This is a genomic window from Thalassovita sp. ABM4_323 (assembly GCF_056158665.1).
The window spans coordinates 3,066,779-3,090,170 of sequence record NZ_JBSWTS010000007.1; the positions used below are offsets into that span (position 1 = coordinate 3,066,779).

Consider the following 23,392-nt stretch of genomic DNA (forward strand, 5'->3'; position numbering starts at 1 on the left):
GGCAAAGCCCCCTCTCCCGGTGGGCGGGGGCGGTGCGGCAGGTGTCTGTCAGGGGCGAGTGCGGACGCACGGCAGGGTTGGCCGGTTTCGGCCCCTGCTCTCACTCTTAGGTGTCTCGCGCGCCTCATCGCGTTTCTTCTCCGACGGTTTCGCGCGATTTGCGCGATCCGCCCATTTGTTGCCCAGCTGTCCTGTGTCAGGTCGCGGGCGATTATCATGCCTAAGTCTAGGCCAATCGGTCTGCATGAACGGGCCGGTTAGGTGGGGCCGGTGTCAGTCGGCCATCCGGTCATGCAGCGAAACTCATTGCGGCGGGCACAGTTATGCCAAGCGCCGTTCTGTCAACATAAGGGGTGCTGGGGATAAATGACAATATGCAAAATACCTTTGTGAACTGTTCGCAGACGAATATCATTGAATTCCCCTTTCGCGGGAACTTCATCCTGACGTTGCGCGCCTGTCACCGAGGCGTTGCGCGGGCGTCACATCGGGTGGGCACTGCTGGTGCATTCTGAAGTCCAACAGGAGTGTCCAACATGAAAACCCTGAGCCTGAGCGTTCTGGCCCTGACCGCCATGACCGCCCCTGCCCTTGCCGACCGGATCGAGCTGGGCCCCCGCCCCGCCTATCTGATTGACGCGATGCCCGACAGCGCGCTGAAAACCAAACTGGCCGCCTGCGCCGACATGGAGCCGATCCGCAGCGACTTCTCGATCGGTCACCGTGGCGCCGCGATGATGTTCCCCGAACACACCGTCGAAAGCTACACCGCCGCGGCCCGCATGGGGGCTGGCATCCTGGAATGCGACGTGACCTTTACCAAGGATCACGAACTGGTCTGCCGCCACGCCCAGAACGACCTGCACACCACCACCAATATCCTGGCCTCCGATCTGGCCGAGACCTGCGTGCAGCCCTTCACTGTCGCCGATGGCAAAGCCTCGGCCGAATGCCGCACCTCCGAGCTGACCCTGGCCCAGTTCAAAACCCTGAACGGCAAAATGGACGCCGCTAACAAAGCCGCGACCGATGTTGCGGGCTACATGGACGGCACCGCGGGCTGGCGCACCGATCTGTATGCCACCACCGGCACCGTGATGACCCATGCCGAGTCGATCGCTCTGTTCAAGGATCTGGGCACCAAGTTCACGCCCGAGCTGAAGACCCCCTCGGTTCAGATGCCGCATGACGGTTTCTCAATGGACGACTACGCCCAGAAGATGATCGACGAATACAAAGCCGCCGGCATCGACCCCAAGAACGTCTGGGCGCAAAGCTTTGATCTGGACGTGGTGAAATACTGGATCCAGGCCGAGCCCGAATTTGGCGCACAGGCCGTGTACCTGATGGATTACTACAATATCGACGGCTATTCCGCGATGGACCCGGCCACCTGGCCCAACACCATGACCGAGCTGAAAGCCATGGGCATCAACTACATCGCCCCGCCGATGTGGATGCTTGTGAGCACCGAAAACGGCCAGATCGTGCCCTCGACCCTGGCGATCAAAGCCAAAGAGGCCGATCTGGAGATCATCACCTGGACCCTGGAACGCTCGGGCCCGCTGGCGAATGGCGGCGGCTGGTACTTCCAGTCGATCAAGGACGTGACCAACAACGATGGCGTCTATTTCGAGCTGCTAGACGCCCTGGCCCAAAAGGTCGGCATCGCCGGCATGTTCTCGGACTGGCCCGCCACCACCACCTACTACGCGTCTTGCATGGCCCAACAGGCCAACTAAGCGTTACTGGTCTTTAGGAAACACCCTCGCTGAAACCAGCGGGGGTGTGTTTTTTTGGGGGAACGTCGGTTCAGCGGGACGAAGCGAGCTTTCGCTGCGACTGCGCGAATGTCGGCTTCAGTCGTCGCTGCCGGGAAGGCCTCCAATCTTCCTTGCCAAAACCTCGCCATGTTTGAACACCTCTATTGTTGGCCGCTTAGGAAGCACGCGATCAACAGGAGGGATATCATCCAAAACTTTGAAGCGGACCCACTGGCACAGCCTCCATATCGCGAGGTGCCCGCCATAGTGCTCCCACCGCATAGGCTGTCCATCGAGGTCTGACGTTGCCAATTTGATTACATCTTTCACTTCAAAGACGCGGTTTTTGCAATCATTGTCGATGGACCAAGTTGGCACTAGCATATGGTGCGAGAACGCATTTCTTGTCAGCCGGGCGATTTGATAAGCGGCTGCTATCTCTGAATTTTCATGGTTTCTCGCGTTGGGAACATGTTCAGCGAATGCTTGTCGCATTGCTGACGACATCACGAACGTCGCAACGAACGCAAGTGTTGGAGCAGCATAATCAACTTGATCTTGCCGTAGACCAAACTCTTCCCAAGTTGAAGTGTGTTTTCCATATGATTGTGAAATGGGCGCGTCGAGCGGCAGAGTTTCAAGATCTGCATGAACTCGAACGGTACAAGCGAGACGAAATTGCTGCTCTGCGAGTTTCAACAGGTTGGTATGTTGTTCTTTGGATAGAGTCATACACTCATTGTCGCACGTTTCAAAGCGGAAGAAAAAGCCGCCGCTCGTGTTTTGCGCAGCACCCGTTTCTTTGGGCTCAAACCAGACATTCGAACTTCTGTGGCACCACTGATCGCACATGTTCAGCGGTGCCGCATGTCAGCATGGTCCAAAAGGACCTCTATCCCAGGTAATCCGCGCGTTGCAGGCCGTATTTGGCCATTTTCTCGTTCAGGGTTCGACGCGGCAGGCAGAGTTCCTCCATCACGCTGGCGATCGAGCCCTTGTGGCGGCGCATCGTGTTGTCGATCAGCATCCTCTCGAACGCTTCTACGTATTCCTTCAGCGGTTTGCCCTCGGTGGTCATGACGGGCTGCATTTCGTCGTGATCGGCCATCAGAAGCGAGGTGATCGTCCCGCTGCCCCGGCGCGATTGCAGTACGGCGCGTTCGGCGATGTTGATCAGCTGGCGCACATTGCCGGGCCACGGGGCCTGCAACAGCTGCGCGGCCTCTTGGGCGCTGACCTTGGGGGCGTCACAGCCGTATTCCTCGGAAAATTGCTCGGACAGGCGGGTGAACAGCGTCAGGATATCCTCGCCGCGCTGGCGCAGCGGTGGCAGGGTGATGCGCAGCGCGGCCAGGCGGTAGAACAGATCGGGGCGCAGGGCGTCCTCGCAGGTGCGGTCCTGTTCCTGCATGTTGCAGATGGCCACGATGCGGGTTTCGGGCGGGGTGCCCTGATCGTTGATCACGCTTAGCAGACGGGCCTGCAGGCTGTCAGACAGGGCCTCGACGTCCTCCAGAACCAGAGTACCGCCGCGCGCCTCTTCGATGGCGGGCAGCTGGCTGTCCTCGGGCAGCATGGGGCCAAAGAGGCGTTTGGCCAGCGCGTCCTCGTCCCAGGCGGAACAAGACAGAAGCACGAATTTCTTACCGGCCCGCGCGCCGACAGCGTGCAGCGCATGGGCGACCAGCGTTTTGCCGGTGCCGGTTTCGCCGTCGATCAGAACATGGCCATCGGCCTGGCCCAGATCCAGAATGTCCTCTTTCAGGCGCTCCATCACCGGCGAGGCGCCGATCAGCTTGGACATCAACTGCCCACCATCGGACAGCTCTTTGCGCAGGGCGCGGTTATCCAGCGTCAGGCGGCGCGCGTTTGTGGCCTTCTTGGCCAGTTCGGTCATGCGATCGGGGTTAAAGGGCTTTTCAAGGAAGTCATAGGCGCCCACACGCATCGCCTCGACCGCCATGGGCACATCGCCGTGGCCGGTGATCATGATGACGGGCAGCGCGCTGTCAGCGCCCATGAGTTTTTTCAGGAATTGCATCCCGTCCATGCCGGGCATCTTGATGTCGGAAATCACGATGCCGGGGTATTCGGGGCCCAGAGCCTTCAGCGCGTCCTCGGCGCTGGCAAAGGTTTCGGTGTCATAGCCCGACAGGGCCAGCCATTGGCTGATGGACTGACGCATGTCCTGCTCGTCATCCACAATCGCGATCTTCATCACTTTCGACATAGGGGGGTTACTCCGCCGCTTCTATTTCTGTGTCACTGGTTAAAATAGGCAATTGCATCTCGAATACAGCCCCCCCACCCTCGGCGTTACGAGCGGTTAACCGCCCACCCAGGTCGCTGACGATCCCCGAGGAGATGGCCAGACCCAGCCCCACGCCCTCGCCCGGTTTCTTGGTGGTGTAGAAGGGCTCGAACAGCTCATCCAGGTCATCAATCCCGTGGCCATTGTCGCGCACGGTCAGGGTTGCGGTTTCGCCAGCGGCCAGGATGATGTCGATCTCGGGCTGGTCCACCGATTGCGTCGCATCCAGCGCATTGCGCAGCAGGTTGATCATCACCTGTTCCACCCGCACGCGGTCCGCCATTACCTTTACCGGGCTTTCAGGAACGGCCCGACTGATGCGCACATGCCTGTTTTTCAACTGCGGTTCCATCATCGACAGGGCCGAGGACAGCGCGTCGCCCATGTTGACCTCCTGGAACTGATCGCCGCCTTTGCGGGCATAGCTTTTCAGCTGCCGAGTGATCGAGCCCATGCGTCCGATCAGATCATCAATACGTTGGAAACTGCTCAGCGCCTCTTCGGGACGGTTGCGCGACAGCAGCAGCTTGGCCCCCGCCAGATAGGTTTTCATCGCCGCCAAGGGCTGGTTCAATTCATGGCTGACAGCGGCCGACATCTCGCCCAAGGCCGCCAGTTTCTGGCTTTGCGCAAGGGTCTGTTCGGCGACGGCCAGGGTTTCCTGCACCCGCTCGCGCTCGGCGATTTCCCGCCGCAGCCGCGCGTTCAATGCGCGAAGTTCTGCCGACTCGCGCTGAAACAGGGCCATTCGCAGCGCCGTTTTGCGCGACAGGAAATAGAAGGCCAGCGCTAGCAGGATGGCGAATCCCATGATCTCAAGCGCCAGGAACCCGTTCACCTTTTCCCGGACGCTATCGTATGTTGTGAAGCTGGTGATGCGCCAGCCGCGGAACGGGATACGGCTGTCCATGCGCATCACGGCCTCGCCCTGCACATAGGCATCTGCGGGGATCGCCGTCCAATCAGCGGTGGCCTGAATGGCGCGCTGGATCGCGCTTTCGGGGGGATCAACGCGCAGCGCCTCGCCCTCGGACAGACCACGCCAGCGGGGTTCCGAGGCCAGGATGATTGTGCCGGTGCTGTCGCTAACCATCACCGCATCTGAAATACCGGCCCAGGCGCGCTCGAATTTTTGCAAATCCACCTCGACCAGGATCACACCGGCCACTTCTGACTGACTGTCGATCCGGCGCGAATAGGTAAAGCTGTAGCCGCCACTTTCGCGTCTGAGCACGGTAAACACCGTATCCGCGGCCCGAACGGCGTTCAGAAAATACGCATCCTGCCGATGTTGCGAGCCCAGACGATTGCGATCCGTCGCCGCCACCGCGCGCCCATCCTTGTCCAGCAACATCAGGCTGGCGGCGCCAATCTCGTCAACGAAGGAAATCAGCCGCTGCGTGGATTGCGAATAGTCGCCTGAGTTCAGCGCCCCGATCAAAGCCGCATCCCGCGCCAGCAGCTGAGGCACGATGGCATTGCGGCGCAGCTCGGACAGCAGGTTGCCGCCATAAAGCGCCAGGCGCAGCTCGGCCCGGTTGCGGGTGTTCTGGGTGAAACGATCCGTCAGCAGATTGTTGGTGACGACCACGGTGACCACGGCCAGAACTGTCAGCACCAGCAACGCCATACGCACCCGCCAGGACATCGGGCCGGTGCGTTCAGGCAAGTTTTGGGTCTCGTCGGTGGCAGCCATGCCCCAAGTTACGATGGGGCGCTGGCAGCCTCAAGTCACGCGGTGACAAGCTGATCCATCAACGCGCGGAACATTGCCACCCCATCGGTGCCACCGTGGCGCGCATCCGCTGCCCTTTCAGGGTGAGGCATCATGCCCAGCACACGCCGGTTCTTGGAAATCACGCCCGCGATATCCGCGACCGAGCCATTGGGGTTGTCGGTATAGGTAAAGGCGATGCGGCCCTCGTCGCGCAGCTGGGCCAGCTTTTCGTCGGTGACGAAATAGTTGCCATCGTGGTGCGCGATCGGGATGTTGATCACCTGCCCCGCCTCATAGCCCGAGGTAAACGCGGTGTCGGCGTTTTCCACCTTCAGACCCACGGTCTTGCAGATGTATTTCAGGTTGGCGTTGCGGCGCAGGGCACCGGGCAGGATGCCGGTCTCGGTCAGAACCTGAAAGCCGTTGCAGATGCCGATAGCATAGCCGCCGCGCTCGGTATGGGCGATCAGCGACTTGCAGATGGGCGAGTTCGCCGCGATGGCGCCGCAGCGCAGATAATCGCCGAAGGAAAACCCGCCGGGCACGCCGACAATGTCGATATCGCCGGGCAATTCGGTGTCCTTGTGCCAGACCATGCTGACCTCGGCGCCGGCCTGTTCAAAGGCAACGGCCAGGTCACGGTCGCAGTTGGACCCGGGGAATACGATGACGGCAGCTTTCATGGCGCGGGCTCCTGTCCGGATCAGTTCAGTTCGATCGAGTAGCTTTCGATGACGGTGTTCGCCAGCAGCTTCTCGCACATGTCTTTGACGGTGGCTTCGGTGGTGCCCTCGGCCAGGTCCAGTTCGATCACCTTGCCCTGGCGGACGCCTTCGACGCCGTCAAAGCCCAGCTGGCCCAACGCGTGGCGCACGGCCTCGCCCTGCGGGTCCAGAACGCCGTTCTTCAGCATGACATGAACTCGAGCTTTCATCAGTCTTTCCTTATCTCGCGCTTTGATCAGTTGATCAGGGTCGGTTTGATGGGGGTTGCGCCCTTGGGCAGTACGCCCAGGCGGCGGGCCACTTCGGTATAGGCGTCGGTCAGGCTGCCCAGATCGCGGCGGAACACGTCTTTGTCCAGCTTGTCACCGGTCTCCAGATCCCACAGGCGGCAGCTGTCGGGGCTGATTTCGTCGGCCACGACCAGACGCTGGAAATCGCCTTCGTAGACGCGGCCAATCTCGATTTTGAAGTCGATCAGCTTGATGCCAACGCCATACATGACGCCCGACAGGAAATCATTCACGCGTAGCGCCAGGCTGAGGATATCGTCCATGTCCTGCTGGCTGGCCCAGCCAAAGGCGGCGATATGTTCCTCGGTGACCAGCGGGTCGCCCAGTTTATCGTCCTTATAGCAATATTCCACGATCGGGCGCGGCAGTTGCGTGCCCTCTTCGATGCCCAGACGTTTGGACATGGACCCGGCCGCATAGTTGCGCACGATGACTTCCAGCGGGATGATCTCGCAGCTGCGCACCAGCTGTTCGCGCATATTCAGACGCTTCAGGAAATGCGTCGGCACACCCACATTGGCCAGACCCAGCATGAAATACTCGGACAAGAAGTTGTTCAGAACGCCCTTACCCTCGATGATGTCCTTCTTCTCGGCATTGAACGCAGTGGCGTCATCCTTGAAATACTGGACAATGGTCCCGGGCTCGGGGCCTTCATACAGAGTCTTCGCTTTGCCTTCGTAGATTTTCTTGCGCCGTGCCATGGCCACTCCGTCGCTGTCGCCGGGATGAGTCCCGGTGTTTTGCGCCCTCTTAGTCTATGGGACGCCCTGTCGCAAGAGAGCGCGCGCCGAATGCCCCTTTCTGGCCCGCTTGCCCCTTGCGCCGCGCGCGGCATACGGGCATATCAGTTCTAACACCAACGTCAGCCGAGGACACTGGAATGACCACCTTTGACGATCGCGAACACGCATTCGAAGCCAAATTTGCCCACGATGAAGAAATGCAATTCAAAGCCGACGCCCGCGCCAACAAGCTGCTGGGCCTGTGGGCCGCAGAGCTGCTGGGCAAATCGGGTGACGAGGCCGAGGACTATGCCAAATCGGTGATCCTGGCCGATTTTGAAGAAGCCGGCCACGAAGACGTCGTGCGCAAGGTTGCGGGTGATCTGGAAGGCAAGGCCGACGCCGACGCCATCCGCGCCAAACGTGCCGAGCTGCTGGCCGTCGCCAAAGACGAGATCATGAAAGAAGTCTAAGCTTCTCTGATTTCAACAGGTTACGGGAAACGCGGTCTTTTGGGGCCGCGTTTTTCTTTGAACCGCGCCTCTTGAAATCTATCGCCCTGCTCACAACGTTCTTGAGCAATATGAATTTGCGCTTTGCCCGCAAACGTGACAGGAAGCGGCAAAATCCGCCCACCCTGAGGATCCGAAAATGACCAATGCTCTTTCGAAACTGCTGGAAACCCGCGACTGGCTGATGGCCGATGGCGCGACGGGCACGAACCTGTTCAACATGGGGCTCAGCTCGGGCGATGCCCCTGAACTCTGGAACGAAGAGCACCCCGACCGGATCAAGAAACTGTATTCGGGCGCTGTGGATGCGGGCTCGGATTTGTTCCTGACCAACTCGTTTGGCGGCAATGCGTCCCGTCTGAAGCTGCACAACGCCGAAAAACGGGCGCGCGAATTGTCGCGGATCAGCGCCGAGATCGGTCGCGAGGTCGCCGATGCCTCGGGTCGGACCGTGATCGTGGCCGGATCTGTTGGCCCCACCGGTGAAATTTTCGCCCCTATGGGCCCGATGACCCACGAATCCGCTGTCGAGATTTTCCACGAACAGGCCGAGGGCCTGAAAGAAGGCGGCGCCGACGTTCTGTGGCTGGAAACCATCTCGGCCCCCGAGGAATACAAAGCCGCCGCCGAGGCCTTTGCCCTGGCCGACATGCCTTGGTGTGGCACCATGAGCTTTGACACCGCCGGGCGCACCATGATGGGTGTGACCAGCGCCGCGATGGTGGATATCGTTGAAAAACTGCCCAACCCGCCGCTGGCATTTGGCGCGAACTGCGGGGTTGGCGCCTCGGATCTGCTGCGCACTGTGCTGGGCTTTGCCGCCCACGGCACCGAACGTCCTATCATCGCCAAGGGCAACGCGGGCATTCCGAAATACCACGATGGCCACATCCACTATGACGGCACGCCCGAGCTGATGGCCGAATACGCCGTTCTGGCCCGGGATGCTGGTGCGACGATCATCGGCGGCTGCTGTGGTACCATGCCCGAGCACCTGTCGGCCATGCGCGCCGCGCTGGAAACCCGCGAGCGTGGCCCGCGCCCCTCGCTGGATCAAATCGCTGAAACTCTGGGCGGGTTTTCCTCGGCCTCGGATGGCACCGGCGATCAGGCCGAAGCCCCCGCTGGCGGGCGCCGTGGATCGCGCCGTCGCCGGGGTTGATCCGCAGCGGATCAACGCTAAGCCCTTAAAGAATTAGAAAAACTGACGCAGATCAGGGCGGCCCGTCCGCCCTGGTTCTATCCTCCCTACTGCGCGAACACATGTCATTTGACCGCACGATCAGGAGGAGACGTCATGACACAAAACGCCGATTTCCAAACCCGCTGGTCCAGCATGTCCGACGAAAAACGCCAGGACATCCTAGAGGCCGTGCGCGCCTCGGGGAAATTGCCTGCGGACCGGCTGGGCGATTTTCCCCACCTGCCCGAGTTGCGCGACATGATGGATTGTCTGTGTAAATGCGAAGAGGCCTATGACGAGGCCGTCGAAAAATGCAAAGACAGCCCCGATCCGGCCACTTGCAAGGCGGCGGCGCGATCCAAACTGACCAAGTGCTGCTCGAACTGCTAAGCCTTTCTAAAATAATGACATCTGGTCGCCGCACTTGGGTGGCGGCCGGAACAGATCGCAGCGCAGATCGGGTTGTTTCAGATCCAGACCCAAGCGGCGCGCGGCGATTTTGAACCGCGCGGCAATCATTTCGGCGTAGGGCCCCGCCCCGCGCATCCGGCGCCCCCATTGCGCGTCATAGTCCTGCCCCCCATGCATATCGCGCACCCGCGCCATGATCCGGTCCGCTCGCTGCGGGAAATGTGCGTGCAGCCATTCCTGAAACAACGGCGACACTTCCAGCGGCAGGCGCAGCATGATCCAGCTGGCGGCATCCGCACCGGCCTCTTTGCCCGCCTCCAGCAGCGCCTCGATTTCATGGTCGTTCAGCATCGGCACAATGGGCGAGGTCATCACCCGCACCGGCACCCCTGCCCCGGTCAGCGCCCGCATTGTCGCCAGCCGACGTTTGGGGGACGGGACCCGGGGCTCCATCTTGCGCGCCAACCCGGCCTGCAACGTGGTTAACGAGATCCCAACCCGCACCAGCCCCTGCGCCGCCATCGGGGCCAGAATATCCAGGTCACGCTCGATCAATGTGCCTTTGGTGACAATCGCCACCGGGTGATTGAACGCCTGCAACACCTTCAAACACGCGCGCATCACCCCGTGGTCCCGCTCGATCGGCTGATAGGGGTCCGTGTTGGTGCCAATCGCGATTGGCGCGACTGAATACGACCGTTTGCGCAGCTCGCGATCCAACACCACAGGGGCCTCGGGGCGGGCCACCAGTTGCGTTTCGAAATCCAGCCCCGGCGACAAGCCCAAATAGGCATGGGTGGGCCGGGCGAAACAATAGATACAGCCATGTTCGCACCCGCGATACGGATTTAGCGTCCGATCAAACGGCAAATCGGGCGAGCGGACATAGTTGATCACACTGCGCGGACGTTCCCTGCGCACCTCGGTCCGAAAGACAGGCAGCTCTTCCGGCAGATCCCAGCCATCATGTGCCCGCACCCGCGCATGCCCCTCAAACCGGCCGGTCCGATTGCTGACAGCGCCCCGCGCGCGCCGGCGCTGCGCCTCGACCTCATCCTGTTCATCCCAGTTCATCCGCAAATTATGAACAAAACAAGAACATTTGCAATTCACATCACAATGATGGTGAAGATTTTTCAATCCACCTTTCTGACTTTCCCGTATATACGTCGGAACCAGAACACGGCCTGTCGCAATCTGCGCAGTCAACGCGCGCGAAACGGCTGATTTCTAGAGTTAGAATAAGATCATGGCGGCCCGCCGCCCTCATCAAGGAATTGCGCAATGTCAGAAGATCAAGACGACCTCATCCTGGCTGACCTGAACGACGAAGAGCTGGTCGAACAAATGTTCGACGACCTCTATGATGGCATGAAGGAAGAAATCGAAGAAGGCGTCGACATCCTGCTGGAGCGCGGATGGGAACCCTACCGCATTCTGACCGAGGCCCTGGTCGGCGGCATGACCATCGTGGGCAATGATTTCCGCGATGGCATCCTGTTCGTCCCCGAAGTTCTGCTGGCCGCTCAGGCGATGAAGGGCGGCATGGCCATCCTGAAACCTCTGCTGGCCGAAACCGGCGCGCCGCGCATGGGCAAGATGGTCATCGGCACCGTCAAAGGCGACATCCACGATATCGGTAAGAACCTTGTCTCGATGATGATGGAAGGCGCAGGTTTCGAAGTGGTCGATCTGGGTATCAATACCGACGCCGATGAATACCTGACCGCACTGGAAACCGAAGGCGCTGATATCCTTGGCATGTCCGCCCTGCTGACCACCACCATGCCCTATATGAAGACGGTGATCGACGCATTGGCCGAAAAGGGCAAGCGCGGCGACTATATCGTGCTGGTGGGTGGCGCCCCGCTGAACGAGGAATTCGGCAAAGCCATCGGAGCCGATGCCTATTGCGGCGACGCGGCGGTGGCCGTGGAAACCGCCAAGGATTTCATCGCGCGCAAGCACAACCAGCTTAGCGCCTGATCCAACCGAGACCGGGCCCGCCCCCAACGCGGGCCCTCCTCCATCATGCAAAGCCCCGATGATCAAAGCCTGACCGAAACCGGCCTGCCGCCCACCAAAACGTCAGGCCAGGTGATGATTATCGCCTGCGGGGCACTGGCGCATGAAATTCTGGCGCTGATCCGCCTGAACGCCTGGTCCCATATGGACCTGACCTGCCTGCCCGCTATCCTGCACAATTACCCCGATCGCATCCCTGGGGCCGTCGAACAGGCCATCCTCAAGCACCGGGGCTCGCACGACCACCTGTTTGTCGCCTACGCCGATTGCGGCACCGGAGGCGCGCTGCAACAGATCTGTGACCGGCACAATGTCCCCATGATCCGCGGCCCGCACTGCTATGCGTTTTTCGAAGGTGTTGATCAGTTCGCCAGCCATGAAGACGAAATCACAGCCTTCTACCTCACTGATTTTCTGACCCGCCAATTTGACGCCTTCGTGTGGAAACCCCTGGGATTGGACCGACATCCCGACTTGCTAGAGATGTATTTCGGCCACTACACCAAGCTGGTCTTCCAGGCTCAAACCGAAGACCCGGCCCTGACCGCCAAAGCGCAACACTGCGCCCTCCGCCTGGGCCTCGACTTCGAACGCCGTTTCACCGGCTATGGCGAGCTCGCAACAGCCCTAAAACAAAACTCATAACTTCTTCTTTTTGGCAATATCCTGGGGGAATGCGCCGCAGGCGCAGGGGGCAAAGCCCCAATCCGCTTCGGCGCAGGCCGAAGCTCCCCATGCGTGGCGCAGCCACTCCGCTGGATCACGCCGCGGCGGCGACCTGACCAATCCGCTCGATCATCGCCCGCAAACCGTTCGAGCGTTGCGCCGACAAATGATCATTCAGCCCCAGCCGCGCCAGTTCGCCATGGGCATCCACGGCGGCGACATCGGCCACAGGCAGCCCGTTGAACAGGCTGCGCAGCACCGCGATCAACCCCCGCACGATCAACGCATCGCTGTCCCCGTCAAAGGAAAACACCCCGCCTTCGATCTTGGGATGCAACCAGACCTGGCTGGCGCAGCCATCCACCTTGGTGGCGGGCACTTTCAGCGCGTCGTCCAGCGGCTCCATCGCCTTGCCTTGTTCGATCACATAGCGGTACCGGTCTTCCCAGTCCTCCAGGAATTCGAAATCTTCGACAATCTCTTCAAATGCTTCGGTGGCCATTTTCATGTCTCTCCGGCGGCGGCTATTGGCGTGTCCATGGCCTAGCGCCCCCATGCCCGAAGGTCCAGCCCCGCCTTGCGTCTTTTCAAGCCCCGCCGGATAGGGTAACCCGTTTGAGAAAGCGACAAAGGCGAATGTGATGCGCAAATCTCTTCTGACCCTGACCGTGGCCGCTCTGATTTTGGCTGGCTGTGGCAATTCCCGTCTGAACCCAATGAACTGGTTCGGACGTGCGCAACCGGCCCCGGTGGTCGCCACCACAGAGACCAACCCCTTGATCCCTCTGGGCCGAAATGGGCGTCCGCTCAAGAAAGAGGCCCCCTATGCCGGCGCCTTGATTGCGCAGGTCACTGAGGTGCGGGTTGAACGTATCCCCGGCGGAGCGATCGTGCGCGCCACCGGCATTGGTCATTTCCAGCAAAGCTTTGATGTGCAGCTGACCTCGCCCACCGACAAACAGGCGGTGAATGGCGTGCAGACCTTCCAATTCCGCGCCTATGTGCCCCCTGCGGGCAAGCGCGTGACCGGGACGAGCAGCAGCCGTCAGATTTCTGCGGCGGTCTATCTGACAGACAATGAACTGGCAGGCGTGCGCAAAATCCGGGTCGAGGCCGCATCTAACGCCTTGGAATCGCGCCGCTAATCCTGCGGCGCGTCTCTTTTACAATTCGACGATCTTGACAGTCTTGCCCTTGGCGGCCAGCGCGATCTGACCTTCGCACAGGCGCAGGGCGTCCTCTCCGAACACCTCGCGGCGCCAACCGCTGAGCGCGGGCACATCCCGTTGACCCGCCGCAATCGCATCCAGATCCGAGGCCGGCGCGATCAGTTTCGAGGCCACGCCCGCCTGTTCGGTCTTGGCCTTCAGCAGCACGCGCAGCAAATCGGCCAGCGCCGGGTTCACCTGCAACTTGTCGCGGCTGTTATCCGCCTTGGGATAGGTCGCCGGATCGCAGTCCATCCCCGCCTTCACGGCCTTCAGAATTCCGTCTGCGATGTCGCCTTTGCGCGCCTCGCGCAGCAACAGGCGCGAACGGCCCAGATCGTTGGGCGTGGCCGGTTTGGTCGAGGCCAGTTCGACCAAGGCATCATCCTTGAACACCCGATTGCGCGGTACATTGCGCGACTGGGCATAGCCTTCGCGGAACTTCGCCAATTCGCGCACAATGGCCAGAAATTTACCGCTGGTGGTGCGGGTTTTCACGCGCTTCCAGGCGTTTTCAGGGTCAACGATATAGGTGCTTTTGTTGGTCAGAACCTGAAGCTCTTCCTGCACCCATTTCGCGCGTTTGTTCTTTTGCAGCTGCGCAGCCAGGAATTCGTAGATCTGGCGCAGGTGGGTCACATCCGCCAGCGCATAAGTTTTCTGATTGTCCGTCAGCGGACGGCGCGACCAATCGGTAAAGCGGTGCGATTTGTCCAGGCTGCCCTTGGCGATCTTGCGCACCAGGGTTTCATAGCCCACCTGCTCACCAAAGCCGCAGACCATGGCGGCGACCTGCGTGTCAAACAGCGGATCGGGGAAGACACCCGCGTCGATGAAAAAGATCTCGAGGTCCTGGCGCGCGGCGTGGAACACCTTGACCACCGAGGTATCGCGGAACAGATCGTACAGCGGTTCCAGTGACATGTCCTTGGCCAGCGGATCGACCAGAACGGCGTTGTCATCGGTGGTGCCCGGCATGGCCATCTGAATCAGGCACAGCTTGGAATAATACGTCCGCTCGCGCAGGAATTCAGTGTCCAGGGTGACGTAATCATGGGTGCGGGCTTGGGCGCAAAAATCGGCCAGCTCTTGCGTGGTCGTCAGTGTTTTCATGCGGGCGGGTATCGTCTCTGCCTAAGTGCGGATGTATGCGGTTTTCTGCGTATACGCCAAAGCCCCGGCAATGGAAAGCCAATGCCCCGCGTCACCTTAGCCCAGCATCAAAGCTTCGGTTTGACCTGCTGCAAAACGGCGCAAAACGGCCGGGTACAGCTGGTGTTCCTGCACCAAAACCCGCGCGGCCAGCGCATCGGGGGTATCCCCGGCCAGGATCGGCACACGCGCCTGACCCAGGATCGGGCCATCATCCAGCGCCGGTGTCACCAGATGGACAGTGCAACCTGCCTCGGTATCGCCAGCCTCGATCGCGCGGGCATGGGTGTGCAGGCCTTTGTATTTGGGCAGCAGCGAGGGGTGGATGTTCAGCATCCGGCCCTCGAATTCGCGCACAAAGCTTTCGGTCAGCACCCGCATGAAGCCGGCCAGACAAACGATATCGGGCTGCGCGGCCTTTAGGTGTTGCAGCAGCTCGGCCTGAAAGGCCTCGCGATCGCCTTTAAAGGGGCGGTGATCCACGGCAAAGGTGTCCACGCCCATTTCGGCGGCTTTCTTCAGGCCACCGGCCTCGGGATCGTTCGAGCCCACCAGCACCGCGCGGGCCGGGTGATCCCCGACCATGCTTTCCACCAGCTTCACCATGTTCGAGCCACCGCCCGAAATCAGGATGGCCACCCGTTTGGTCACAGCAGCGATCCCTCGTAGGTCACGCCCTCGCCTGCGCCGATGGTGCCCAGCGTGGTGACGGTTTCGCCCGCATCGCTCAGCAATTCGGTCAGTGCGGCGGCCCGGTCGGCCTCGACCACCAGAATCATGCCAATGCCGCAGTTGAAGGTCTTCAACAGCTCGGATTCTTCCATGCCGCCGGTCGCAGCCAGCCATTTGAACACGGGCGGCAGGTCCCAGCTATTCAGGTCGATGGTCGCGCCCATGCCTTCGGGCAGAACACGCGGCAGGTTTTCGGTCAGGCCACCGCCGGTGATATGGGCCAGCGCATGCACGCCGCCCGCGCGGACAGCCGCCAGCGATTGTTTCACATACAGCCGAGTCGGCGCCAACAGGGCCGCGCCCAGCGTGCCCTCGCCCCAGGGGCAATCTGCGTCCCAGCCCAGGCCCGAGACCTCGACCAGTTTGCGCACAAGGCTATAGCCGTTCGAGTGCACCCCGTTCGAGCCAAGGCCCAGCAGAACCATGCCCTCGGTCACGCCATCGGGCAGGTCTGCGCCGCGCTCCATCGCGCCAACGGCGAAGCCGGCCAGATCGAAATCGCCTTCGGAATACATGCCGGGCATTTCAGCGGTTTCACCGCCGATCAGCGCGCAACCGGACTGCACGCAGCCCTCGGCGATGCCTTCGACGATGCGGGCGGCCTGATCCAGCTCCAGCTTGCCCGTCGCGAAATAATCCAGGAAAAACAGTGGCTCAGCGCCCTGACACACCAGATCGTTGACGCACATGGCGACCAGATCGATACCGATCGTATCCACATTGCCGGTGTCGATGGCGATGCGCAGCTTGGTGCCCACACCGTCGGTCGCGCCCACCAGAATGGGATCCTGATAGCCAGCGTCTTTCAGATCGAACAGAGCGCCAAATCCGCCCAGGCCCGACATCACGCCCGAGCGTGTGGTCCGCTTGGCCGCCGGTTTGATCCGGTCCACCAATTCGTTGCCTGCATCAATATCCACGCCTGCGTCTGCATAGGTCAGGCCGTTCTTGCCAGTGGTCATCAGCATATCCCCGAGTTTCTCGCGCCCCCGATAGACCATTGCGCGTCCGGTGTCCACGGGTGCGCTGGCTTTACAGGTGTCCGGCCTCTTCCAGCACTTTGCGGGCCGCGCGGAAACACTCCAACCCCTGCGGCACACCGCAATAGATCGCGACCACATGGACGATGGCGCGGATCTGTTCGGGGGTCACACCGTTGTTCAGGGCGCCACGGCAGTGCAGCTCCCATTCGTGCATCTTGCCCAGCGCCCCGATCATGGCCAGGTTCATCATCGAGCGGGTCTTGGCATCAATCACATCGTCGCCCCAGCCAAAGCCCCAGCACCAGGCGGTCATGGCTTCTTGGAACGGACGGGTGAAATCATCAGCGGCGGCAAGGTTCTTCTCGACATATTCCGCGCCCAGCGTGCCTTTGCGCTGCTCCATGCCTTGCAGGAACAGGTCTTCGTCGAAAATGCTCATAGTTGTGGCTCCGTTTTTCGGGGCAGCCTAGCCCGAGTGGCGAACGACCGCCAGCGTCATCCGAGAGATGCAGACCAGCCGGTCCTGTTCGTCGGTGATGCGGGTTTCCCAGACCTGTGTGCGCCGCCCGATATGCACGGGCTTGGACACCCCATACACCCAGCCATCGGTGGCTGAGCGGATGTGGTTGGCGTTGATCTCCTGCCCGACGCAGGCGTGGTTTTCCCGGTCCTCCAGCACGAAATTCGCACCAATCGAGGCCAGCGTTTCGGCCAGCACCACCGAGGCCCCGCCATGCAGCAGGCCCATCGGCTGTTTCGTACGGTGATCCACGGGCATACGGGCCTTCAGATAGTCCGGCCCCGCTTCGATCACCTCGATCCCCATATGGGTGTTGGCACAATCCTTGCCCAGCGCCTCGAGAAACTTGAGGTCAATGGGGGTGGTCCAGATCGTGTCGGTCATGCGTGCTCTCCGTTGGTTCTTGCGACCAGTGTTCCCGCCGGAACGTACAGCCGCAAGACCAAGGGCAAGTGACCATGCGTCACTTTATTCGGGGGCGCCGATCGTCAGTTCAATGGGCTCCAGCCCATCCACACCGCCAGTAATCACATCCCCAGCCACCACAGGGCCAACGCCAGCCGGGGTGCCGGTCATGATCACGTCACCGGGCACCAGGTGATAGTATTTGGACAGATCGGCCACGATTTCCTGAACGTTGTGGATCAGGTCTTTCAGTTGGGCCTCTTGCTTGACCTCGCCGTTGACCTCCAGGTGGATACGCTGTTCGCCCAGCGCACCAATCTCAGCGGCCTTGGTCAACGGAGCGAACACGGCCGAGCCTTCGACATCCTTGCCCAGATCCCAGGGGCGCTGCTTGGCGCGCGCCACCAATTGCAAATCGCGCCGGGTCATGTCCAGACCGCAGCCATAGGCATAGATCGCGTCGTCAGCGTCCGCGACCGAGACCCGGAACACGGGCTTGCCGATCACCAGCACCAGTTCCATCTCGTAATGGAAATTCTCGGTGCCCGGCGGATACGGCAGGGTTTCCCCGCTGGCCAGATTGGCCGAGGGCGATTTGGTGAAGTAAAACGGCGCCTCGCGGTCCACCTCGACCCCCATTTCAGCGGCATGGGCGGCATAGTTGCGTCCCACGCAGAAAATGCGGTTGATCGGATATTGGGCGTCCTCTCCCTGTACGGGGATGGATTGAATGTCGGGGGTCTTGAACAGATAGCTGCTCATCTTGCGCGTTCCTCGTAGTAACCTAGTTTTTCCTGTAGCGGGCGGTCGTGCACGCGGACAAGGAAGCTTTCCTCCTCGGCCTCATGCGTGATTTCGGCAAAGACCGGGGCGCTGAACGTGTCCTTGGGACCCCATTCGAAAGTCTCGCCGTCAATCGTGGTCTTGCCACGCCCTTTGACCACATGAAAGGCAGCCGAGGCCGATTGCAGCACAGGTTTCACCACCTGCCCGGCATTCAGCATCATCGCCGTGAATCCCATCGTCGGCAGAACATCTGCCCCGGTTTCCGGGTTCACAAAGTCCAGCTCGGCAATATCGTCATCGGTGTATTTCGCCAGTTCGCGCAGCGCAGCCTCGGTCCGGGTCCAGGGATAGCGGACCATCGGGTATTTGCGCGCACCAGACCCGCGTTTGCGGCTGGGCACCAGCCCCGAGGACAGATACTCCACCTGCCCCGCATCTGGTCGGTTGCGTTGGGCCTGCAAGGGGCCTTCGACCGCGTAAGAACCTTCGAGATAGTAAAACAGCGGCAGATCCAGCGCATCCAGCCACACGACGGGTTCATCGCCGTCGTGGCCGTGGTCATGCCAGTCCCCGCCAGGCGTCAGGACCAGATCGCCCTCTTCCATGGGCAGGCGTTCGCCGTCCACAACGGTATATCCGCCCTTGCCTTCGACAATGATCCGCACAGCCGAGGGCGTGTGCACATGCGCCGGCGCGGCCTCGCCCGGCAGCAGCAGTTGCATCCCCAGATAGATCGAGGCCGTCGCCTGCATCGCCCCGGCCCCGCGACCGGGGTCGGACAACACCAACACGCGGCGCTCGGCCTTTTCCACGGGGGTCAGTTCGCCCGCGCGGTGCAGCAAGGGGCGCAGAGCCTCGTAATTCCAGTAACCCGGCCGGGTGGTCGGGTTGGGCCGGTCATGGGGCAGCACGTTGCGCATCATCGGCCATAGTGGCGCAACCCCCGCAGCGGTCATCGCATCGCGATAGTCCTGCGGCAGCTCCTCTAATGTTCCCAATGTTTCGCCCATCTGGCTCCCCTCCCTTGGTGTTTCGGGTGATTCCGATTTATAGGAAGTCTACTTATCATTAGTGTACTCGTCAATATCTTCAGGATGTGATAGTGAACTTCTGCGCCTGCACGGTTAAAACCGACACAGCAAAGGAACCGCCCCAGTTGAGTACAACGACCAACGATATTTACACCATGGCCGGGCTGTTGATCCGACGGCTGCACCAAATCTCGACCTCGGTGTTTACCGCCCGCATGAAAGAGGCCGATCTGGACCTGACCCCGGTGCAATTCGGCGCTTTGTCCGCCCTGTCGGACCATCCCGAAGTCGATCAGGCCACGCTGGCCGGGCTGATCGCGCATGATCGCGTCACCATGGGATCGGTACTGGATCGCTTGCAAAACAAGGGGTTAATCACCCGCAAGGTCAGCCCGCAGGACCGGCGCGCCCGTGTTCTGAGCCTGACAGACAACGGTCGGCGCGTGCTGGATGCGGCGACCCCCATCGTTCACGCCCTGCAGGGCGAAATCCTGTCTGGTCTGGATGATCAGGAAACCGAACAGCTGCTGCAGCTGATGCGCAAGGCCGCAGATGCCGGCAACAACCGCAGCCGCGCCCCGTTGCTGTTCCCCAAAGGCCCGTAGGCTGGGGAAAAAACCGCCGCAGCGCCGCATTTAGCTGGAAAACGCTAAAAATTCGCCTTATGTAGCAGCTTCACGTCACAGCACACCATAGCTGGAGGATAGCTGGTTGCTCGATCTTTCGACCGTGCGCGCCGACCTGGCAGAGCACTATGATCTCGCTCCGTCCGTGGAGCTTGCCCAAGCCAACATGGACATTTACGCCAAGATGGACCGGGTGGTCACACCCGCCGACTGGGCCATTTACGCACCCTATGTGGTCGCCATCAACGCGCTGAAGAAAAAGCGCGGCGCGGTGATCCTGGCGCATAACTACATGACGCCCGAGATTTACCACGGCATTTCCGACTTCGTGGGCGACAGCCTGCAGCTGGCCATCAAGGCCACCGAGGTCGAAGCCGACGTGATCGTGCAATGCGGCGTGCATTTCATGGCCGAAACCTCCAAGATCCTGAACCCGTCGAAAACGGTTCTGATCCCCGACATGGAGGCCGGTTGCAGCCTGGCCGAATCCGTCACCGCCGAGGGCATCGCCCAGATGCGCGCCAAATACCCCGGTGCGCCCGTCGTGACCTATGTGAACACCACGGCCGAGGTCAAAGCGGCGTCCGATATCTGCTGCACCTCGTCGAACGCGGCCCAGATCGTGGCTGCCCTGCCCGAGGACACGATCATCATGACGCCCGACCAGTACCTGGCGCAGAATATCGCCAACCAGGTGCCGGAAAAGAACATCGTCTGGTGGGAAGGCTCGTGCATCGTGCATGAACAATACACCGCCAAGGACCTGCGCGATTTCCGCGAATGGAACCCGGATACCCGGATCATCGCCCACCCCGAATGCCCTCCCGATGTGGTGGCCGAGGCGGATTTCTCGGGCTCGACCAGCGGGATCATCAAATACGTCACCGATGAAAAGCCGCAAAAGGCCATGCTGGTGACGGAATGCTCGATGGCCTCGAACATCTCGGATGAATTGCCCGAGGTGGATTTCGTCGGCCCCTGCAACATGTGCCCCTATATGAAAAAGATCACGCTGGAAAAGGTGCTGTACGCGCTGCACACCATGTCCGGCGAAGTCGAGGTGGACCCGGCCGTGGCCGAAAAGGCCAAACTGGCCGTGACCCGCATGATCGATCTCTCGCGCGAGCTGGGTATCTAAGGACCGTTTAGGCCAATGGCGGATCGTCCAAAGCAGGTGGTCACGACAGATCGTGTCATTATCGTGGGGGCTGGGATGGCGGCGCTCTATGCGGCGCTGGATCTGGCCCCGACCCCTGTTGTGATGATCTCGCCCGAAAAGCTGGGCGAAGGCGCGTCCTCGGCTTGGGCTCAAGGCGGCGTGGCTGCCGCGATGGACGGCTTGGACAGCCCTAAATCGCATGCAAGTGACACGGTGAATGCCGGCGCTGGCACCGTGGATCATAAAATCGCTGATCTGGTGACCTCGGAAGCGCGCGAACATATCATCGACCTCACGAAGCTGGGCACGCCCTTTGATCGCGATGAAAACGGCGGCTATGTGCTGTCGCGCGAGGCGGCGCACAGCTTTGCTCGTGTCGTCCGCGTGAAGGGCGATCAGGCCGGGGCCGAGATCATGAAAGCGCTGATCGCGCAGGTGATCGACACCCCCTCGGTTCAGGTGCTCGAAGGTGTGATGGCCTCGGCGCTCGAGGTCCAGGATGGCGTCGCAACCGGCGTCGAGGTTGAAACCTCGGGGGATGATCGCTCGCAGTCGATCCTGCTGCGCGGTCCGGCGATCCTGATGGCGGGCGGTGGCTCGGGTGGCTTGTTCAAGCTGACCACGAACCCGCCGCGCATCCGTGGCCAGGTGATCGGCATGGCTGCGCGCGCGGGCGCGATGATTGCAGACCCCGAGTTCGTGCAGTTCCATCCCACCGCCATCGACATGGGCGAAGACCCCGCCCCCCTGGCCACCGAGGCCCTGCGCGGCGAAGGTGCCACTCTGATCAACCGCAATGGCACCCGGTTCATGCTGTCGGAACACCCCGACGCCGAGCTGGCTCCGCGCGATATTGTGGCCCGTGCAATCTATGCCCAGACCCAGGCCGGCAACCGCCCCATGCTGGACACCCGCGAGGTGCTGGGCGAAAAGGTCCTGACCCATTTCCCCGCCGTGGCCGAAGCGTGTGAACGCGCTGGTATCGATCCTGTCGCCGAGCCCATCCCCGTCGCCGCCGCCGCGCATTACCACATGGGCGGGATTGATACCGACCCCGAGGGGCGCTCGTCCCTAGGCAATCTGTGGGTCTGTGGCGAGGCGTCCTCGACCGGGCTGCATGGCGCGAATCGCCTCGCCTCGAACGGGTTGCTCGAAGCACTGGTCTATGCCCGCCACTGCGCCCGTGGCATCCGCTCGACGCTGGCCGAAGGCGCGAATGGCGCGCCCGTGGCGCTGAGCTTTGAAAAAGGCGGCCCCACGCCCCCCGTGGACGCCATCGACACCCTGCGCCGCTGCATGACGAATAACGTGGGCGTCGTGCGCGATGCCGTCGGTTTGCGCCGCGCACTGCGTGTGATTGACCGGCTGGAACGCGACAATCCGGAATGCCTGTGTTTCCTGAACATGACCGCGACCGCGACGCTGATCGCGGCGGCCGCCCTGCAACGCGAGGAATCGCGCGGTGCCCATTGCCGCAGTGATTTCCCCGACCTGTCCGAACGCGCCGAGCGCACCCATATCACTCTGGACCAGGCGCTGAGCATTCGCGCCGCTGCCGTGGAAAGCGACCAATGACCCACTTCGCCCCCCTGCCCGATCTGATCCTGGAACCCATGGTGCGCAATGCTCTGATGGAGGACCTGGGCCAGTATGGTGACGTCACCACCCGCGCCGTGATTCCGGCCGAGACCACCTATAACGCCCGCATCAATGCGCGCGAGGATGGCGTGGTGTCCGGTATGCAAGTGGCTGCCATCGCCTTTCGCCTGACCGACCCCGAGCTGGAGGTGAAAACCCTGCTGCCCGACGGCACCCCTTGCAAAAAGGGTGATACGCTGATGGAGATCCGGGGCCGCGCTGCCTCGATCCTGTCGGGCGAACGGGTCGCGCTGAACTTTGCCGGGCGCCTGACCGGGATCGCCACGCTGACCGCGGCCTTTGTCGCGGAAACCAAGGGCACCGAGACCCGCATCACCTGCACACGCAAAACCACCCCCGGCCTGCGGATCGTGGAAAAACAGGCGGTGCTGCATGGCGGCGGCTTCAACCACCGCATTTCGCTCTCTGACGCGATCCTGATCAAGGACAACCACATCGCCGCCGCCGGAGGCATTCGCCCGGTGCTGGAAGCAACCAAGGCCAATGCCTCGCATATGGTAAGGGTGGAAATCGAGGTGGACACACTGGATCAGCTGTCCGAGGTTCTGGAAACTGGCGGCGCGGATGTGTGCCTGCTGGACAACATGGACACGCCGACGCTGGAGAAAGCCGTCGCCATGGTAAACGGCGCGCTGGTGCTCGAGGCGTCGGGCAATATGAAGCTGGACCGCATCGCCGAAGTGTCGGCCACCGGCGTTGATTACATCTCGTCCGGGGCACTGACCCATTCGGTGCGCACGCTGGATCTGGGTCTGGACTTCTGACCCAAGTTTTCGCCTAAATTTTAATCGCGCGCGGAATTT

The 23,392-nt window shown here is 61.3% G+C and carries 26 protein-coding genes; 11 read left to right on the forward strand and 15 right to left on the reverse strand.

All coding sequences use genetic code 11. From position 1 onward, the window contains the following. Positions 1–536: 536 nt before the first annotated feature. Positions 537–1,742 carry a glycerophosphodiester phosphodiesterase family protein gene (locus tag ACXADQ_RS17640; RefSeq protein ID WP_475324098.1) on the forward strand — a complete coding sequence of 402 codons (1,206 nt, stop codon included), beginning with the start codon at positions 537–539 and terminating at the stop codon, positions 1,740–1,742. Positions 1,743–1,859: 117 nt separating this feature from the next. Here the strand turns inward: ACXADQ_RS17640 and ACXADQ_RS17645 are convergent, their stop codons facing one another. The 6 genes from ACXADQ_RS17645 to purC are packed head-to-tail and all read right to left on the reverse strand — an operon-like array spanning position 1,860 to position 7,510. Continuing rightward, complete coding sequence (locus ACXADQ_RS17645; RefSeq protein ID WP_475324102.1) at positions 1,860–2,615, reverse strand: hypothetical protein; 756 nt, start codon at positions 2,613–2,615, stop codon at positions 1,860–1,862. Positions 2,616–2,655: 40 nt separating this feature from the next. After that, positions 2,656–3,993 (reverse strand): sigma-54-dependent transcriptional regulator, encoded by a 1,338-nt coding sequence (locus ACXADQ_RS17650; RefSeq protein ID WP_475324106.1) that lies wholly within the window; start codon positions 3,991–3,993, stop codon positions 2,656–2,658. 7 nt (positions 3,994–4,000) lie between these two features. Then, a complete protein-coding gene (locus ACXADQ_RS17655) occupies positions 4,001–5,770 on the reverse strand; it encodes a sensor histidine kinase (RefSeq protein WP_475324110.1) in 1,770 nt (589 codons plus the stop codon). A 35-nt stretch (positions 5,771–5,805) separates the two neighbouring features. After that, complete coding sequence (purQ, locus tag ACXADQ_RS17660; RefSeq protein WP_475324115.1) at positions 5,806–6,474, reverse strand: phosphoribosylformylglycinamidine synthase subunit PurQ; 669 nt, start codon at positions 6,472–6,474, stop codon at positions 5,806–5,808. Between the two features lie 20 nt (positions 6,475–6,494). Further along, the gene (gene purS, locus ACXADQ_RS17665) at positions 6,495–6,725 is read right to left on the reverse strand and encodes a phosphoribosylformylglycinamidine synthase subunit PurS (RefSeq protein WP_475324118.1); all 231 of its coding nucleotides are present in this window, start codon (positions 6,723–6,725) and stop codon (positions 6,495–6,497) included. A 26-nt stretch (positions 6,726–6,751) separates the two neighbouring features. Further along, positions 6,752–7,510, reverse strand: a complete 759-nt coding sequence (gene purC, locus ACXADQ_RS17670) for a phosphoribosylaminoimidazolesuccinocarboxamide synthase (RefSeq protein WP_475324122.1) — start codon at positions 7,508–7,510, stop codon at positions 6,752–6,754. A 179-nt stretch (positions 7,511–7,689) separates the two neighbouring features. Here purC and ACXADQ_RS17675 point away from each other — a divergent pair, with 179 nt between their 5' ends. The 3 genes from ACXADQ_RS17675 to ACXADQ_RS17685 all read left to right on the forward strand — a co-directional run bounded on the left by ACXADQ_RS17675 (position 7,690) and on the right by ACXADQ_RS17685 (position 9,616). Continuing rightward, on the forward strand, positions 7,690–8,004 hold the full coding sequence (locus tag ACXADQ_RS17675; RefSeq protein ID WP_475324127.1) for a DUF1476 domain-containing protein: 315 nt from the start codon (positions 7,690–7,692) through the stop codon (positions 8,002–8,004). Between the two features lie 178 nt (positions 8,005–8,182). Next, a complete protein-coding gene (gene bmt, locus ACXADQ_RS17680; protein ID WP_475324131.1) occupies positions 8,183–9,205 on the forward strand; it encodes a betaine--homocysteine S-methyltransferase in 1,023 nt (340 codons plus the stop codon). A gap of 135 nt (positions 9,206–9,340) precedes the next feature. Then, on the forward strand, positions 9,341–9,616 hold the full coding sequence (locus ACXADQ_RS17685) for a hypothetical protein (RefSeq protein ID WP_475324133.1): 276 nt from the start codon (positions 9,341–9,343) through the stop codon (positions 9,614–9,616). Between the two features lie 6 nt (positions 9,617–9,622). Here ACXADQ_RS17685 and ACXADQ_RS17690 read toward each other — a convergent pair whose 3' ends face one another. Next, entirely contained in the window at positions 9,623–10,711 is a 1,089-nt protein-coding gene (locus ACXADQ_RS17690) for a PA0069 family radical SAM protein (RefSeq protein WP_475324134.1), read from the reverse strand. Between the two features lie 210 nt (positions 10,712–10,921). On the opposite strand from ACXADQ_RS17690, the gene ACXADQ_RS17695 reads away from it, so the two are divergent. Both ACXADQ_RS17695 and ACXADQ_RS17700 read left to right on the forward strand, forming a co-directional pair. Continuing rightward, complete coding sequence (locus tag ACXADQ_RS17695; protein ID WP_475324135.1) at positions 10,922–11,623, forward strand: corrinoid protein; 702 nt, start codon at positions 10,922–10,924, stop codon at positions 11,621–11,623. 45 nt (positions 11,624–11,668) lie between these two features. Next, on the forward strand, positions 11,669–12,307 hold the full coding sequence (locus ACXADQ_RS17700; RefSeq protein WP_475324136.1) for a DUF1638 domain-containing protein: 639 nt from the start codon (positions 11,669–11,671) through the stop codon (positions 12,305–12,307). Positions 12,308–12,422: 115 nt separating this feature from the next. Here the strand turns inward: ACXADQ_RS17700 and ACXADQ_RS17705 are convergent, their stop codons facing one another. Further along, positions 12,423–12,830 carry a SufE family protein gene (locus ACXADQ_RS17705; RefSeq protein WP_475324137.1) on the reverse strand — a complete coding sequence of 136 codons (408 nt, stop codon included), beginning with the start codon at positions 12,828–12,830 and terminating at the stop codon, positions 12,423–12,425. A 139-nt stretch (positions 12,831–12,969) separates the two neighbouring features. Here ACXADQ_RS17705 and ACXADQ_RS17710 point away from each other — a divergent pair, with 139 nt between their 5' ends. Beyond that, on the forward strand, positions 12,970–13,473 hold the full coding sequence (locus ACXADQ_RS17710) for a hypothetical protein (protein ID WP_475324138.1): 504 nt from the start codon (positions 12,970–12,972) through the stop codon (positions 13,471–13,473). A gap of 18 nt (positions 13,474–13,491) precedes the next feature. On the opposite strand, the gene rnd is transcribed toward ACXADQ_RS17710, so the two are convergent. The 7 genes from rnd to ACXADQ_RS17745 all read right to left on the reverse strand — a co-directional run bounded on the left by rnd (position 13,492) and on the right by ACXADQ_RS17745 (position 19,124). Then, a complete protein-coding gene (gene rnd / locus ACXADQ_RS17715) occupies positions 13,492–14,649 on the reverse strand; it encodes a ribonuclease D (protein ID WP_475324139.1) in 1,158 nt (385 codons plus the stop codon). 96 nt (positions 14,650–14,745) lie between these two features. Next, on the reverse strand, positions 14,746–15,339 hold the full coding sequence (gene purN, locus ACXADQ_RS17720; protein WP_475324140.1) for a phosphoribosylglycinamide formyltransferase: 594 nt from the start codon (positions 15,337–15,339) through the stop codon (positions 14,746–14,748). Beyond that, positions 15,336–16,382 (reverse strand): phosphoribosylformylglycinamidine cyclo-ligase, encoded by a 1,047-nt coding sequence (gene purM / locus ACXADQ_RS17725; protein WP_475324141.1) that lies wholly within the window; start codon positions 16,380–16,382, stop codon positions 15,336–15,338. Before purM ends, purN begins: the two co-directional genes overlap by 4 nt. 70 nt (positions 16,383–16,452) lie before the next feature. Further along, on the reverse strand, positions 16,453–16,842 hold the full coding sequence (locus ACXADQ_RS17730; protein WP_420567791.1) for a carboxymuconolactone decarboxylase family protein: 390 nt from the start codon (positions 16,840–16,842) through the stop codon (positions 16,453–16,455). A gap of 27 nt (positions 16,843–16,869) precedes the next feature. Beyond that, complete coding sequence (locus tag ACXADQ_RS17735; RefSeq protein WP_475324142.1) at positions 16,870–17,307, reverse strand: hotdog fold thioesterase; 438 nt, start codon at positions 17,305–17,307, stop codon at positions 16,870–16,872. 84 nt (positions 17,308–17,391) lie between these two features. Further along, a complete protein-coding gene (locus ACXADQ_RS17740; RefSeq protein WP_475324145.1) occupies positions 17,392–18,090 on the reverse strand; it encodes a fumarylacetoacetate hydrolase family protein in 699 nt (232 codons plus the stop codon). Continuing rightward, positions 18,087–19,124: a cupin domain-containing protein gene (locus ACXADQ_RS17745; protein WP_475324149.1), complete on the reverse strand. Its 1,038-nt coding sequence runs from the start codon at positions 19,122–19,124 to the stop codon at positions 18,087–18,089. Before ACXADQ_RS17745 ends, ACXADQ_RS17740 begins: the two co-directional genes overlap by 4 nt. Positions 19,125–19,270: 146 nt before the next feature. Between ACXADQ_RS17745 and ACXADQ_RS17750 the strand changes: the two genes are divergently transcribed. The 4 genes from ACXADQ_RS17750 to nadC all read left to right on the forward strand — a co-directional run bounded on the left by ACXADQ_RS17750 (position 19,271) and on the right by nadC (position 23,353). Continuing rightward, positions 19,271–19,750, forward strand: a complete 480-nt coding sequence (locus ACXADQ_RS17750; RefSeq protein WP_475324153.1) for a MarR family winged helix-turn-helix transcriptional regulator — start codon at positions 19,271–19,273, stop codon at positions 19,748–19,750. 106 nt (positions 19,751–19,856) lie between these two features. Beyond that, positions 19,857–20,909: a quinolinate synthase NadA gene (gene nadA / locus ACXADQ_RS17755; RefSeq protein WP_475324156.1), complete on the forward strand. Its 1,053-nt coding sequence runs from the start codon at positions 19,857–19,859 to the stop codon at positions 20,907–20,909. A 15-nt stretch (positions 20,910–20,924) separates the two neighbouring features. Continuing rightward, positions 20,925–22,505, forward strand: coding sequence for an L-aspartate oxidase (locus tag ACXADQ_RS17760; protein WP_475324159.1), 1,581 nt, complete (start codon positions 20,925–20,927; stop codon positions 22,503–22,505). Then, complete coding sequence (nadC, locus tag ACXADQ_RS17765) at positions 22,502–23,353, forward strand: carboxylating nicotinate-nucleotide diphosphorylase (RefSeq protein ID WP_475324163.1); 852 nt, start codon at positions 22,502–22,504, stop codon at positions 23,351–23,353. Before ACXADQ_RS17760 ends, nadC begins: the two co-directional genes overlap by 4 nt. The last annotated feature ends 39 nt before the right edge of the window (positions 23,354–23,392 follow it).

Coding starts and splice junctions, on each gene's coding strand:
- ACXADQ_RS17640 (WP_475324098.1), top strand. CDS start 537: ATGAAAACCCTGAGCCTGAGCGTTCTGGCCCTGACCGCCATGACCGCC.
- ACXADQ_RS17645 (WP_475324102.1), bottom strand. CDS start 2,615: ATGTGCGATCAGTGGTGCCACAGAAGTTCGAATGTCTGGTTTGAGCCC.
- ACXADQ_RS17650 (WP_475324106.1), bottom strand. CDS start 3,993: ATGTCGAAAGTGATGAAGATCGCGATTGTGGATGACGAGCAGGACATG.
- ACXADQ_RS17655 (WP_475324110.1), bottom strand. CDS start 5,770: ATGGCTGCCACCGACGAGACCCAAAACTTGCCTGAACGCACCGGCCCG.
- purQ (WP_475324115.1), bottom strand. CDS start 6,474: ATGAAAGCTGCCGTCATCGTATTCCCCGGGTCCAACTGCGACCGTGAC.
- purS (WP_475324118.1), bottom strand. CDS start 6,725: ATGAAAGCTCGAGTTCATGTCATGCTGAAGAACGGCGTTCTGGACCCG.
- purC (WP_475324122.1), bottom strand. CDS start 7,510: ATGGCACGGCGCAAGAAAATCTACGAAGGCAAAGCGAAGACTCTGTAT.
- ACXADQ_RS17675 (WP_475324127.1), top strand. CDS start 7,690: ATGACCACCTTTGACGATCGCGAACACGCATTCGAAGCCAAATTTGCC.
- bmt (WP_475324131.1), top strand. CDS start 8,183: ATGACCAATGCTCTTTCGAAACTGCTGGAAACCCGCGACTGGCTGATG.
- ACXADQ_RS17685 (WP_475324133.1), top strand. CDS start 9,341: ATGACACAAAACGCCGATTTCCAAACCCGCTGGTCCAGCATGTCCGAC.
- ACXADQ_RS17690 (WP_475324134.1), bottom strand. CDS start 10,711: ATGAACTGGGATGAACAGGATGAGGTCGAGGCGCAGCGCCGGCGCGCG.
- ACXADQ_RS17695 (WP_475324135.1), top strand. CDS start 10,922: ATGTCAGAAGATCAAGACGACCTCATCCTGGCTGACCTGAACGACGAA.
- ACXADQ_RS17700 (WP_475324136.1), top strand. CDS start 11,669: ATGCAAAGCCCCGATGATCAAAGCCTGACCGAAACCGGCCTGCCGCCC.
- ACXADQ_RS17705 (WP_475324137.1), bottom strand. CDS start 12,830: ATGGCCACCGAAGCATTTGAAGAGATTGTCGAAGATTTCGAATTCCTG.
- ACXADQ_RS17710 (WP_475324138.1), top strand. CDS start 12,970: ATGCGCAAATCTCTTCTGACCCTGACCGTGGCCGCTCTGATTTTGGCT.
- rnd (WP_475324139.1), bottom strand. CDS start 14,649: ATGAAAACACTGACGACCACGCAAGAGCTGGCCGATTTTTGCGCCCAA.
- purM (WP_475324141.1), bottom strand. CDS start 16,382: ATGACCACTGGCAAGAACGGCCTGACCTATGCAGACGCAGGCGTGGAT.
- ACXADQ_RS17730 (WP_420567791.1), bottom strand. CDS start 16,842: ATGAGCATTTTCGACGAAGACCTGTTCCTGCAAGGCATGGAGCAGCGC.
- ACXADQ_RS17735 (WP_475324142.1), bottom strand. CDS start 17,307: ATGACCGACACGATCTGGACCACCCCCATTGACCTCAAGTTTCTCGAG.
- ACXADQ_RS17740 (WP_475324145.1), bottom strand. CDS start 18,090: ATGAGCAGCTATCTGTTCAAGACCCCCGACATTCAATCCATCCCCGTA.
- ACXADQ_RS17745 (WP_475324149.1), bottom strand. CDS start 19,124: ATGGGCGAAACATTGGGAACATTAGAGGAGCTGCCGCAGGACTATCGC.
- ACXADQ_RS17760 (WP_475324159.1), top strand. CDS start 20,925: ATGGCGGATCGTCCAAAGCAGGTGGTCACGACAGATCGTGTCATTATC.
- nadC (WP_475324163.1), top strand. CDS start 22,502: ATGACCCACTTCGCCCCCCTGCCCGATCTGATCCTGGAACCCATGGTG.